This window comes from Pseudomonas sp. 300 (assembly GCF_055803035.1).
Genome location: NZ_JAVLRV010000002.1, coordinates 4,016,378 through 4,030,103 on the forward strand (window position 1 = coordinate 4,016,378; position 13,726 = coordinate 4,030,103).

At 62.1% G+C, this 13,726-nt stretch carries 9 protein-coding genes; 6 read left to right on the forward strand and 3 right to left on the reverse strand.

The features are described from left to right. The first annotated feature begins 125 nt into the window (after positions 1-125). From Q7W83_RS25015 to Q7W83_RS25030, 4 genes are all read left to right on the forward strand, one after another. The gene (locus tag Q7W83_RS25015; RefSeq protein WP_150630329.1) at positions 126-836 is read left to right on the forward strand and encodes an ABC transporter ATP-binding protein; all 711 of its coding nucleotides are present in this window, start codon (positions 126-128) and stop codon (positions 834-836) included. A 1-nt stretch (position 837) separates the two neighbouring features. Next, positions 838-2,103 carry an ABC transporter permease gene (locus Q7W83_RS25020; protein WP_150638479.1) on the forward strand — a complete coding sequence of 422 codons (1,266 nt, stop codon included), beginning with the start codon at positions 838-840 and terminating at the stop codon, positions 2,101-2,103. 11 nt (positions 2,104-2,114) lie between these two features. Continuing rightward, positions 2,115-2,633, forward strand: coding sequence for a DUF3299 domain-containing protein (locus tag Q7W83_RS25025; protein WP_150630327.1), 519 nt, complete (start codon positions 2,115-2,117; stop codon positions 2,631-2,633). 151 nt (positions 2,634-2,784) lie between these two features. Further along, positions 2,785-3,483 carry an OmpW/AlkL family protein gene (locus Q7W83_RS25030; RefSeq protein ID WP_150630326.1) on the forward strand — a complete coding sequence of 233 codons (699 nt, stop codon included), beginning with the start codon at positions 2,785-2,787 and terminating at the stop codon, positions 3,481-3,483. Between the two features lie 73 nt (positions 3,484-3,556). Here the strand turns inward: Q7W83_RS25030 and Q7W83_RS25035 are convergent, their stop codons facing one another. Then, positions 3,557-4,486 (reverse strand): NAD-dependent epimerase/dehydratase family protein, encoded by a 930-nt coding sequence (locus Q7W83_RS25035; protein ID WP_473657521.1) that lies wholly within the window; start codon positions 4,484-4,486, stop codon positions 3,557-3,559. Then, positions 4,479-5,363 (reverse strand): sugar nucleotide-binding protein, encoded by an 885-nt coding sequence (locus Q7W83_RS25040; protein WP_150630324.1) that lies wholly within the window; start codon positions 5,361-5,363, stop codon positions 4,479-4,481. The genes Q7W83_RS25035 and Q7W83_RS25040 overlap by 8 nt, the downstream gene beginning before the upstream one ends. A 315-nt stretch (positions 5,364-5,678) precedes the next feature. Here Q7W83_RS25040 and Q7W83_RS25045 point away from each other — a divergent pair, with 315 nt between their 5' ends. Beyond that, positions 5,679-9,989 (forward strand): DEAD/DEAH box helicase, encoded by a 4,311-nt coding sequence (locus Q7W83_RS25045; protein ID WP_473657523.1) that lies wholly within the window; start codon positions 5,679-5,681, stop codon positions 9,987-9,989. 136 nt (positions 9,990-10,125) lie between these two features. On the opposite strand, the gene Q7W83_RS25050 is transcribed toward Q7W83_RS25045, so the two are convergent. Next, the gene (locus Q7W83_RS25050) at positions 10,126-12,243 is read right to left on the reverse strand and encodes a mechanosensitive ion channel family protein (RefSeq protein ID WP_150638485.1); all 2,118 of its coding nucleotides are present in this window, start codon (positions 12,241-12,243) and stop codon (positions 10,126-10,128) included. A gap of 310 nt (positions 12,244-12,553) precedes the next feature. Here Q7W83_RS25050 and Q7W83_RS25055 point away from each other — a divergent pair. Then, positions 12,554-13,726: MFS transporter (locus Q7W83_RS25055; protein ID WP_473657526.1), on the forward strand; the 1,173-nt coding region annotated here is incomplete at its 3' end.

Sequence of the window (13,726 nt, forward strand, 5' to 3'; positions counted from 1 at the left end):
TGCTCGCGATGAGGTCCTGACATTCAACATCTTTGTTGGCTGACACACCGCTATCGCGAGCAAGCTCGCTCCCACAGGAGGTTGTATTGAATGTGAAATTGAGACGAACCCATGAAACCGGCGCCATGACCCAAGCACTCATCGAACTGTCCGACCTGGGCTTCAGTTGGCCCGGTCACTCGACCTTACTGGACATCCCGGCCTTCCGCCTGGAACCGGGTGAAACGCTCTTCCTCAAAGGCCCCAGCGGCAGCGGCAAGACCACCCTGCTCGGCCTGCTCGGTGGTGTGCAGAAGCCGGATCGCGGCAGCATTCGCCTGCTCGGCCAGGAACTGACCGAACTCGGCGCCGGTGCGCGTGATCGCTTCCGCGTCGATCACACCGGCTACATTTTCCAGCAGTTCAACCTGCTGCCGTTTCTCTCAGTGCGCGAGAACGTCGAGCTGCCCTGCCACTTCTCCCGACTGCGCGCCGAACGGGCCATCCAGCGCCATGGCAGCGTTGATCAAGCCGCCGCCACCCTGCTCGCTCATTTGGGTTTGAAGGATGAAAGCCTCCTCAGCCGCCGCGCCGATTCGCTGTCCATCGGCCAACAACAACGCGTCGCCGCCGCCCGCGCGCTGATCGGTCAGCCGGAACTGGTGATCGCCGACGAGCCGACCTCGGCCCTGGATTACGACGCCCGCGAAAATTTCATTCGCCTGCTGTTCGCCGAATGCCGCGAAGCCGGGTCGAGTCTGTTGTTCGTCAGTCACGACCAAAGCCTCGCGCCGCTGTTCGATCGCCACTTGTCACTGGCCGATCTTAATCGCGCCGCCACCCTGTCCGAGGTTTGAGATGTATCTGTTTCGTCTAGCCATGGCCAGCCTGGCTAACCGCCGCTTCACCGCGATCCTCACCGCGTTCGCCATCGCCCTGTCGGTCTGCCTGCTGCTGGCCGTGGAGCGGGTTCGCACCGAAGCCAAGGCCAGTTTTGCCAGCACCATCAGCGGCACCGACCTGATCGTCGGCGCCCGCTCCGGTTCGGTGAACCTGCTGCTGTACTCGGTGTTCCGCATCGGCAACGCCACCAACAACATTCGTTGGGACAGCTTCGAACACTTCGCCAACAACCCGAAAGTGAAGTGGGCGATCCCAATGTCGCTCGGCGATTCCCATCGCGGTTACCGGGTGATGGGCACCACCGAGGCGTACTTCGAGCACTACCAGTACGGCCATCAGCAACACCTGGAAGTGGCCGACGGTCGGGCCTTTGCCACCGACCCGTTCGAAGTGGTGCTCGGCGCCGAAGTGGCCGATGCGCTGCACTACAAACTCGGCGACAAACTGGTGCTGGCCCACGGCGTGGCGGTGATCAGCCTGGTCAAACACGACGACAAACCGTTCACCGTGGTCGGCATTCTCAAACGCACCGGCACCCCGGTCGACCGTACATTGCACATCAGCCTCGGCGGCATGGAAGCCATTCACGTCGACTGGCACAACGGCGTTCCCGCGCGCGGCAACGGTCGGATCAGTGCCGATCAGGCGCGCAACATGGACCTGACGCCGCAAGCGATTACCGCGTTCATGCTCGGCCTCAACAGCAAGATTTCGACCTTTGCGCTGCAGCGTGAAATCAACGAATTCCGTGGCGAACCGATGCTGGCGATCCTGCCGGGCGTGGCGCTGCAAGAGCTGTGGAGTTTGATGAGCACCGCAGAAAAAGCCTTGTTCGTGGTCTCGCTGTTCGTGGTGCTGACCGGGTTGATCGGCATGCTCACGGCGATTCTCACCAGCCTGAATGAACGTCGGCGCGAGATGGCGATCCTGCGTTCGGTGGGTGCTCGTCCGTGGCACATCGCGACGTTGCTGGTGCTGGAGGCGTTTGCTCTGGCGCTGTCCGGCGTGATCGCCGGCGTGGCGCTGCTTTACGTGTGCATCGCGGCGGCTCAGGGTTACGTGCAAGCCAATTACGGTTTGTATCTGCCGCTGGCGTGGCCAAGTGAATATGAATGGACGCTGCTCGGTGGCATCCTGATCGCCGCGTTGCTGATGGGCAGCGTGCCGGCGTGGCGCGCGTATCGCCAATCCCTGGCCGATGGCCTGTCGATCCGACTATGAGGACGTTAATGATGCCCCGCGCTCTGCTTGCGCTGTTGATGCTGGTCGCCCTGCCGCTGTGGGCGGCCGAACCGAAAGAGCTGACCTGGTCGGAAATGATCCCGCCGGACGCCGCGCCGGAAGTACCAAACATGACGCCGCTGCACGATATGTCGCAGATGAGCAGCACGTTGTCCGCCGAGTCGGCGCCAGCCGCCAGACAGGACATGCCCAATGCGCCTGTGGTGAAGAGCCTCGACGGTCAGAACATCCGCCTGCCGGGTTACATCGTGCCGCTGGAAGTGAGCGAAGAAGGTCGTACCACGGAGTTTCTGCTGGTGCCGTATTTCGGCGCCTGCATCCACGTACCGCCACCGCCGTCGAACCAGATCGTGCATGTGAAAAGCGAAGTCGGCGTGAAGCTGGACGAGCTGTATCAGCCTTACTGGATCGAGGGGGCGTTGCAGGTCAAGGCGTCGACCAGCGAGTTGGCGGATGCGGGGTATCAGATGGAAGCGGACAAGATTTATGTGTATGAATTGCCGGAGTGAATCCGGTGGTTCTGTGTTGCCCGCGATGGGGCCATCAAAAGTTCCACAAAAACCAACCCCATGACTGTTTCATTGAGCTGAATCAAAAGTCCGTACCAGACGGCTCCGTACCATTGGACATCGAACATTTTCAACGTCCTCTGGAGCCTCCATGCACAAGTCCTTGCTCAGCGCTTCGCTGTTTGCCCTCGCGCTCGCAGCCCCACTCGCCCACGCCCACGAAGCCGGCGACATCCTCCTTCGTGCCGGTGCAATCACCGTCAACCCGAAAGCCGACAGCTCCAGCGTCAAAGTCGATCAAGGTCCGTTAGCCGGCACCGATCTGCATGGCAAGGCGACCATGAGCAGCGACACGCAACTGGGTCTGAACTTCGCTTACATGCTCGACAGCCACTGGGGCATCGAGCTGCTCGCGGCCACGCCATTCGAACATGACGTGAAAATCAAAGGCACCATCCTCGGCCCGGCCAACGGCAAACTCGGCAGCCTGAAACACCTGCCGCCGACCTTGAGCATTGTCTACTACCCACTGAACGGCGAGTCTGCATTCCAGCCGTACGTTGGCGCCGGTATCAACTACACCTGGATCTACGACGAGCACGTCGGCAGCGAAGCCAACGCCGCCGGCTTCAGCAACTTCAAGGCGGATAACTCCTGGGGTATGGCCTTTCAGGTCGGTGCTGACTACATGATCACCGACAACATTTTGCTCAACGCCCAGGTGCGTTACATCGACATCGATACCACTGCGACCGTGGAAAACGACGCAGTGAAACCAGGCACCCGTGCGAAGGTCGATGTGGATGTCGACCCGTTCATCTACATGGTGGGCTTGGGTTACAAGTTCTAAATCGTTCACGTGGTGGGAACGAGCTGCAAAAAAAGGCGCCTTCACAGGCGCCTTTTTCATGAGGGCGAAAAACTCAGCGACCGAGCAACCGCGCCAGGCCGACAGCCATCGGTGTCTGTTCGGGGCAGGTAAACCGCTCCAGCAGTCGCTGATTGTTCGCCCGCGAATGGCGGATATCACCAGAACGCGCCGGGCCGTAGCTCACGGCTGGCAGGTCACCGACCACCACTTTCAACGCTTCCAGCATTTGCTTGAGCGTGGTCGCCCGGTTCCAGCCGACGTTGACCGCACCGATTTCAACCTGCGGCTTTTCGATGGCTTGCACCAGCACGTCGACCAGGTCCTCGACATACACGAAGTCCCGCGTCTGCTCGCCGTCGCCGAATACGGTAATCGGCAGGCCGTTTTGCGCGCGCTCGCTGAAAATGCTGATCACCCCGGAGTACGGCGAGGACGGGTCCTGGCGCGGGCCGAAGATGTTGAAGAAGCGGAAAATCACCGGTTCCAACCCATGCTGGCGGCGGTAGAAATCGAAGTAGTGTTCGCTGGCCAACTTGTCCGACGCATACGGCGTCAACGGTGACTTGGGCGTGTCTTCGTCGATCGACTGGCCTTCGCCATTGTTGCCGTAGACCGCTGCGCTGGAGGCAAACAGCACGCGTTTGACGCCGCTCTGGCGCATGGCTTCGCAGACATTCAGCGAGCCGATGAAGTTGCTCTGGTGGGTCTTCACCGGATCGTCCACCGAGGCCTGCACCGACGCCACGGCCGCCAGATGCGCGACCGCACTGCAACCGGCCATTGCGCGAGCGACCAGGGCCGCATCGGCGACGTCGCCGACTATCAGCTCGACGCGAGGATTATCCAGCGCCAGGTTGCTGCGTTTGCCGGTGGACAGGTCATCGAGAATCCGCACCGAATGGCCTTTGGCGAGCAAGCCGTCGGTCAGGTGCGAGCCGATGAAACCGGCGCCGCCGGTGATTAAAACGGGGCCGTCAGCCATGGCGATAGAACCTGTCCAGTAAGCCTGGGAGTGCCGCACGCCAGGCGCGGGGCTTGATCCCGAAGGTATGAAGGATTTTCTTGCAGGCCAGCACCGCGTGTTGCGGCTCTTCGGCAGCGTCCGGGCGCGCGGCGTGAGCCTGGGCGGTCGGCGCTTCGATGGCCAGCGGATGCAGCGCGCGGGCTTCGGTGAGAATCGCCTGCCCCAGCGCCAGCGGCGTGGTCGCCTCGTGCCCTGCGTAATGGTAGGTGCCCCACAGCGGCGCCGCGCAATCGAGTTGCTTGAGCACCGAGATGATCACCCGTGCCGCGTCGTCGACCGGCGTCGGGTTGCCCCGGCGGTCATCGGCCATCAGCAGCTCGTCAGGTTGTTCGGCGCGGGACAGGAATCGCCCGAGAGTGCCGTCGGGGCTGTCATCGAGCAGCCAGCCGAACCGCAGCAGCACATGCTGAGGGCAAGTCGCGCGCACACTTTGCTCGATCCGCCACAAGGCCTGACCACGCAGGCCCAGCGGCACCGGCTCGTCTTTTTCGCTGTAGGCGGTCGCCCGTGAGCCGTCAAACACGCGATAGCTCGAGGGTTGCAGCAGAACAATGTTGTGATGCTGGCACAATTCGGCCAGACGCTCGATCGCACGCTCTTGCCCGGCCAGACGCGTTTCGCTGACCGTCTCCGCCTGGAACCAGTCGAAGTAGTAGGCGAGATTGATCAGCGCGTCGGGGCGCGTGTCGTCGAGCAGTTGCGTCAGGCTCGCGGCGTCCCAGCCGTCTTGCGGTGGGCGGGGGGCGAGGAAACCGATGTCTTCCTCCGCACCGAGGCGAATCAGCGCCTGCCCAAGGGCATTTCCGCCGCCCAGTAACATAAGGCGCATTCGCATAGAGTCAGCAGGCCCAGTCTGATTGGAACAATGGCTTTTATCGACACCGCTCGCGGGCGATGTCGTCGATAGTTGCCGGAATCGTTGCATTTTGCGGGTTTAGTGCGCAACCGTCATCCGTAAAGTGTAGATCTGCAGGATTTGTGCTGCTGCGACTGGCCCCATCGCCGGCAAGCCGGTCCCGCCCCCACAATTAATTTGCGTACGCCGCAGATCCCTTGTGGGAGCGAGCCTGCTCGCGAAGAGGACAGAAGGATCGACACAGCTCCCGAGCGGTACTTGCATCTTCATCCCCCCGCCCGCATAAATCACTCCATGAATCTGCCCATTCCCACGGACGCGGCCCTGGCAGGCTTCCACCCCGCCGTCAGCGCCTGGTTCAGCAGCACCTTCCCGACGGTCACTGCCGCCCAGGCCCGGGCGTGGCCGCTGATCCGCCAGCACCGTTCGACCCTGATCGCAGCGCCCACCGGCTCCGGCAAAACCCTCACCGCGTTTCTCGCCGTCATCGATGATCTGGTTCACCGAGGCCTGGAAACCGCAGACGGACTTCCCGACGAAACACGGGTGGTCTACGTCTCGCCGCTCAAGGCCTTGTCCAACGACATCCAGATCAACCTGCAAAATCCGCTGGCCGGCATCACCGAACAGCTGCGCGCGATGGGCCTGCCCGAGTTGCAGATCAACACCGCCGTGCGCACCGGCGACACGCCGCAAAAAGAGCGCTCGGCGATGCGTAAAACCGCGCCGCACATTCTGGTGACCACCCCGGAGTCCCTTTACGTGCTGCTCGGCTCCGACTCCGGCCGGCAAATGCTCGGCACCACGCGCACGGTGATCGTCGATGAAATCCACGCCATCGCCGCCAGCAAACGCGGCAGCCACTTGGCGCTGAGCCTGGAACGGTTGCAGGCGCTGTGCACAGTGCCGTTGATACGCATCGGCCTGTCCGCCACGCAAAAACCGATCGAAGCCGTCTCGCGCTTTTTGGTGGGACGTGATCGCGAATGCGAGATCATCGACATCGGCCACGCCCGCCCTCGGGACTTGGGCATCGAAGTACCGCCGGTGCCGTTGTCCGCAGTCATGGCCAACGATGTCTGGGAATTGGTCTACGACCGTCTCGCCGCTCTCGCCCGCGAACACCGCACCACGCTGATTTTCGTCAACACCCGACGCCTGGCCGAACGTTTGAGCCGGCATTTGAGCGAGCGTCTCGGCAAGGAAGCCGTCGCCGCCCACCACGGCAGCCTGGCCAAGGAGTTTCGCCTCGACGCCGAACAGCGGCTCAAGCGCGGCGACCTGCAAGTGCTGATTGCCACGGCGTCGCTGGAACTGGGGATCGACATCGGCGATGTCGACCTGGTCTGCCAGATCGCCTCGCCACGTTCAATTGCCGGGTTTCTGCAACGGGTTGGCCGCTCCGGCCACCAGGTCGGCGGCACACCCAAGGGAAGGTTGTTCGCCACCACCCGCGACGATTTGATCGAATGCACCGCCCTGCTCGACTGCGTGCGTCGGGGCGAACTCGACACCCTGCAGATTCCTCAAGCGCCGCTGGACGTAATGGCCCAGCAGATCATCGCCGAGGTCAGTTGCCAGGAGTGGCCGGAGCAGGCGCTGCTGGAGATGTTCCGCAAAGCCTCGCCCTACGCCGGACTCGACGAAACACATTATCAGGCGTTGTTGCAGATGCTCACCGAAGGCTACAACGGTCGCCAGGGCATTCGCAGCGCCTACCTGCACCGCGACGCCGTGACGCGTACGTTGCGTGGTCGCCGAGGCAGCAAACTGACCGCGGTGACCAGCGGCGGCACCATTCCAGACAACGCCGACTACAGCGTGCTGTTGGAACCGCAAGGGCTGAACATCGGCAGCGTCAACGAAGACTTCGCCGTGGAAAGCATCGCCGGCGATATCTTTCAGCTGGGCAATACCTCGTACCGAATCCTGCGGGTCGAGACCGGCAAGGTCCGGGTCGAGGATGCTCACGGGCAGCCACCGACCATTCCGTTCTGGCTCGGTGAAGCGCCGGGGCGCAGCGCTGAGTTGTCCTTCGCCGTGGCGCGCCTGCAAGCACAACTCGACGCCCTGCTCGGTGCTACACCCGGCAACTTGCAACCCGCCCTCGACTGGCTGACCGACACCCTCGGCCTGAACCTCGACAGCGCCGAACAACTGGTGGATTACCTCGCCCGCGCGCGCCTGACTTTGGGCGCCCTGCCCTCGCAGGACACGCTGCTGATGGAGCGCTTTTTCGACGAGTCCGGCGGCACCCAACTGATCATCCACACGCCCTTCGGCAGCCGCATCAACCGCGCGTGGGGCCTGGCCTTGCGCAAGCGATTCTGCCGCACCTTCAATTTCGAGTTGCAGGCCGCCGCCAGCGAAGACGCGATCGTGCTGTCGCTGTCCACCAGCCACAGCTTTGAGCTCGATGATGTCTGGCGCTACCTGCACAGCAACAGCGCCGAGCACCTGCTGATTCAAGCGGTGCTCGACGCGCCGCTGTTCGGCGTGCGCTGGCGCTGGAATGCCGGGGTTGCGCTGGCGCTGCCGCGTTATAGCGGCGGACGCAAAGTTGCGCCGCAGATCCAACGGATGAAAAGCGAAGACCTGATCGCCAGTGTGTTTCCCGACCAGATCGCCTGCGTGGAAAATCTCGCCGGCGAACGCGAGATTCCCGAACATCCACTGGTGGAACAGACCCTCGACGATTGCCTGCACGAAGCGATGGACTGCGAAGGCTGGCTCACGTTATTGCGGCGCATGGAAAGCGGCGACGTTCGCCTGATCAGCCGCGACCTGCCGGCGCCCTCGCCGCTGGCCGCGGAAATTCTCAGCGCCCGGCCTTACACCTTTCTCGACGATGCGCCGCTGGAAGAACGCCGCACCCAAGCCGTGCTCAATCGGCGCTGGACCGACCCGCAATCCACCAACGACCTCGGCGCGCTGGACGCCGAGGCGATTCAAGCGGTGCGCGATGAGGCGTGGCCAACGCCGAGCAATGTCGATGAAATGCACGAAACGTTAATGAGCCTCGCGTGCATCACCGATGCCGAGGCGCAGGCCAATCCGCAGTGGATTGATTGGTTGAAGGCCCTTGCCGAGAGCGGTCGCGCCAGTCGTTTGCAAGTCGATACCGAACGATCACTGTGGCTGGCACTTGAACGGCTGACGTGCCTGCGGGCGATTTATCCACAGGCGAAATTATTCCCACCGCTGGAGGCGCTGCCGGGGTTCGATGAAGCCTGGGAGTTGGACGAAGCGGTGCTGGAAGTCGTCCGCGCGCGGCTCAGCGCTTTTGGTCCGTTGCCGCTGAGCGCGATTGCCGAACCGTTAGGATTAACCCCGACTCACATCACCCACGCACTCGCGCATCTGGAGCGCGAGGGTTATGTGCTGCGCGGCCACTTCACGCCCGGCGCCGATCAGGAAGAGTGGTGCGAACGGCATCTGCTGGCGCGGATTCATCGCTACACGGTCAAGCGTCTGCGGCGGGAAATCGAACCCGTGGCGTTGCAGGATTTCATGCGTTTTCTGTTCGACTGGCAGCATCTTTCTACGGCGACCCAGGGCCAGGGCAGCGCCGTATTGCCTGCGATTGTCGGTCAATTCGAAGGCTACCCCGCCGCTGCATCCGCCTGGGACAGCGACATTCTGCCGGTACGAATCAAAGGCTATTCGGCGAGCTGGCTGGATGACCTGTGCCGCAGCGGCAAACTGGTCTGGACGCGCCTGACTGCACGCAGCAAAAGCGCCGGCACCGCGTTGCGCAGCACGCCCATTGTGTTGCTGCCGCGCAGTCAGGTCGGGTTGTGGAGCAGTCTGACCGAGCAGACACCCGTCAGCGAGCTGTCGCCGAAAACGCAAAAGGTCTACGAAGCCCTCCGTCAGCACGGTGCGCTGTTTTTTGATGAGCTGATTCACGAGGCTCATTTGCTGCGCTCGGAGCTGGAAATCGCCTTGCAGGAACTGGTCGGCGCCGGGCTGGTGAATGCCGACAGCTTTGCCGGTTTGCGGGCGCTGATCACCCCGGCCAGTAAACGGCAGAATCGCAGCAGCCGGCGCGGGCGTGGCGCCTTTATCGGCGGCATGGACGATGCCGGGCGCTGGGCCTTACTAAGACGCGGGCCGCCAGCGCCGACTGTCGACAACAAACATCCAACGCCGAGCGACACCTTGGAACACATCGCCATGACCTTGCTGCGCCGCTACGGCGTGGTGTTCTGGCGCCTGCTGGAACGCGAAGCCGATTGGTTGCCGAGCTGGCGGGAATTGCTGCGTACGTTCCATCGGCTGGAGGCTCGCGGCGAAATTCGCGGCGGGCGGTTTGTCAGCGGTCTGGCCGGTGAGCAGTTCGCCTTGCCCGAGGCGATTCCATTGCTGCGCGAAGTGCGGCGGCGGGCGCATGACGGGAGTTTGATCGCGGTGTGCGGGGTTGATCCGCTGAACCTGACGGGCACGCTGTTACCCGGTGCAAAAGTGCCGGCGTTGGCGAGTAATCGGCTGGTGTACCGCGATGGTCTTCCAGTGGCAGCCGAGATCGCCGGGAAGCAGGTTTTCTGGTTGGAGCTGGATCAGCCATCGACTGCCGAGTTACACAACAAACTGATCCGGCATTGATGCTGTCCGGGCCGGCCCCATTGCGAGCAAGCCCGCTCCCACAGTGTTCTCGGGGGGGGGATCACAATCTGTGCAACACAGCTAATCTCTGTGGGAGCGGGCTTGCCCGCGATGGGGCCATCAGCACCCACAAAGATCATTGGGTGCGCGGCTGATCCGGCAGCAACACCGGCGAATTCTCCGGCACAAGGTCATCGTCTCCCTGCGCAGTAGCAACCTGCCGGGGCATCAAAACCTGCTGTGGATAAGTCTGCGCGAAATGCACCCACGGGCTGTTATCCACAAGCTTCTTCAAGCGCTGGTTAAAGGCCCGGCTCACCGCATATTGCCCACCTGACACCGTACGAAACTGCGCCGTCAGCACCACGCCGTTGAGGTCCATTTTGTCGACGCCAAACACGTCGAGCGGCCCTTGCAGGTTGTACTTGAGAAACGCGTCGTCGCGGATCGAATCCCCCGCCTCGCGGATCAGCTCGATGGCCTTGTCGACATCGGTGTCATAGGTGAACTGCACCGAGAAAAACGCATAGGCGAATTGTCGCGACTGGTTGGTCACAGCCTTGATCTGCCCAAACGGCACCGAGTGCACAAAGCCCTTGCCGTCGCGCAGGCGCAAGGTGCGGATGGTCAGGCCTTCGACGGTGCCGGCATGCCCGGAATCGAGCACCACCCAGTCGCCGATCGACAGCGTGTCTTCAATGATGATGAACAGGCCTGTGATCACGTCCTGCACCAGTTGCTGCGAACCGAAACCAATGGCCAGTCCGACCACCCCGGCGCCGGCCAACAAAGGCGCAACATTGATCCCCAGGTTGGCCATGGTGGTAATGGCGCAGATCACCACGAGGATGATTTTGATCGCGTTGCGCAGCAGCGGCAGGATGGTTTTGACCCGCGTACTGGGCTGCGTCGTGCGTTTATTGATCGGCGGTTTCAATGCTTCCTGAATCGCTGTATCGAGCACCACCCACAGCAACCAGGTCACCAGGAAGATCAGGCCCATGCTGCTCAGCGACTCACTGATCGCCCGGCCCACCGAGTTGCGCTCGGCGAACTCGAACAGCGACACGCCCCAGATCCGCCCGAGAATTTCGATGAACGCCACGGCCATGACAATCCTCAGCAGCGCATGCAGCAAGCTGAGAAAGCGTTCTTTGTAGGCACTGCTGCGCTGGATCGCTTGGGCTTTTCCGGATTTGAACAGGTGCTGAAAAATCGTGCTGAGGAACACCGTGGCGATCAGCAGAATGGTGGTGAACAACGCGCAGCGCAGGGCTTTCTGATTGTCCTCGCCGACCCCGATCAGGTTGATCGCCGAGACCATTACCATCAGCAGAATCGGCCAGTACCAGAGCCCGGAAAAAATTCGCAGGGATTCCTGCAATGAAGGCTGTTTCAAGCGCTGCGCCAGCGCCCGGTTGCGGATCAGATGCGCCACCGGACGCCGCAGGCGAATCACCAACAATCCGAAGATGATCGAGGCAAACAGACCGGTAAACACCGCGATGCTGCTGGTGATGTTGCCGCCCAGTTGCCGGGCGATCTGCGGGCTGGTCAAGGCATCGCTGAGCGCCGCGAGAAAGCCGATCAGGAACAGCGGCTTGGGGCAGTAATCACGGATGATCTGCACCGCCCGCCGCTTGTGCCCAGTGTTGAACATGACGATCACGCACAAGAACATCGAGGTGGAGAAAATGCCGCTGCTGGTGGCGTAGGCAAAACACAGGGCCAACGCCCGGCCCACCGAGTTCGGCAGAAAATGGCTGACGTATAACGTCAGCGGCAGGCAGATCAACGCGGGAATTGTGTATGGCAGCAGGTAGCCGAGCAGGTCCTGGCTGCGTTGCCGTTTTCGAAAAAAACGCCCGGCACTCAAGCGCTTGTCCAGCAGGGCGCCGAGCACTGTGAGCAACGCGAACACACCGAGCCAGACGCCGGACAACAACAGGAAATCGCCGACCACGCTCATCGGCGATCGAGACGAAGGCTGATTCACCAGTTTGTCGACTTCATCCGCCGCCCGATCCGCCCGCAGGCGCCAGGCGTCGACCAGGTTTTCGTTGAGATCGAGCTTGTCCTGAACGTCGTCGATGCTGGAACTGATTGCTCCCAGTAAACCGCCCTGGACCAGCGGTTCAGGTTTTGCCGGTTCCTCGGCTGCGGCGGGAAGTCCCGGCAGCGTGGCTGCTTCCAGTTCGTTGCTGCCTAGAAACAGCAACGCCCCGAGTAATATCGCGGTCTTGAACTTGAGCAAAACGGGGAGCTCCTTGAAAAGGGTCTGTAAGGAACTGATTGGCAAATGCCCGGCAAGTTCGGTTTGGCCCCGAGATAACGTTCCAGCCATTCTCCCTGAGGGAGAGTGCCTGCTCGCGATAGCGGCGGCACATCCAGCATTGATGGGGCTGAACCACCGCTATCTCGAGCAGGCTCGCTCCCACATTTAACCGTGGTGCTCTGTTGATATTTGACCTGCACGCAAATATCAAATGCCCACCCCTCTATTTTTCCTCACAACCCAAACCCGGACACTGCGCTCCATCAATCAACCCACCGGAGTTGCAGCCATGCCCATTGCCTTGCTCGCGCTGACCCTCAGCGCCTTTGCCATCGGGACGACCGAGTTCGTCATCGTTGGCCTGTTACCCACTATCGGCGCCGACCTCGGCGTCAGCCTGCCGTCCGCCGGCCTGCTGGTCAGCCTTTACGCCCTGGGCGTGGCCATCGGCGCCCCGGTGCTGACCGCCCTCACCGGCAAAGTCCCGCGCAAACTGCTGCTGTTGTCGCTGATGGTGCTGTTCACCCTCGGCAACCTGCTGGCCTGGAAAGCGCCGAGCTACGAATCGCTGATCATTGCGCGGATCGTCACTGGCCTGGCCCACGGGGTGTTTTTCTCGATCGGTTCGACCATCGCCACCAGCCTGGTGCCGAAGGAAAAAGCCGCCAGCGCGATTGCGATCATGTTCACCGGCCTGACTGTGGCGCTGGTCACCGGTGTGCCGTTGGGGACGTTCATCGGCCAGCATTTCGGCTGGCGTGAAACCTTTCTCGCCGTCTCGGCACTGGGTGTGATTGCGTTCATCGGCAGCCTGCTCTACGTGCCGAAAAACATCACCCACAGCAAACCGGCTTCGCTGCTGGAACAGTTGCAGGTCCTCAAGCAACCACGCCTGCTGCTGGTGTATGCCATGACGGCGGTCGGTTACGGCGGTTCGTTCATCGCCTTCACGTTCCTCGCGCCGATTCTTCAAGACATCTCTGGTTTCAGCGCTGGCACCGTCAGCCTGGTGTTGCTGGTGTACGGCATCTCGGTGGCCGTCGGTAACATCTGGGGCGGCAAACTGGCCGACAAACGCGGCCCGATCAGCGCCCTGAAAATCATCTTCGCACTGCTCGCCGCCGTGCTGTTCGTGCTGACCTTCACCGCCGTCAACCCATGGCTGGCGCTGGCCACCGTGCTGGTCTGGGGCGCGGTCGCGTTCGGCAACGTGCCGGGCTTGCAGGTGTATGTGGTGCGTCAGGCCGAACATCACACGCCAAATGCAGTGGACGTGGCTTCCGGCCTGAACATCGCCGCGTTCAACCTGGGCATTGCCGGTGGGGCGTGGGGCGGTGGTTTGATCGTCGCTCACATGGGCCTGATCCACACCGCGTGGATCGGTGGTCTGGTGGTGCTGGTGGCGCTGGCGCTGACTGCGTGGAGCGGGCGTCTTGATCGTCTCGGCCCGGTGTACGCCGAA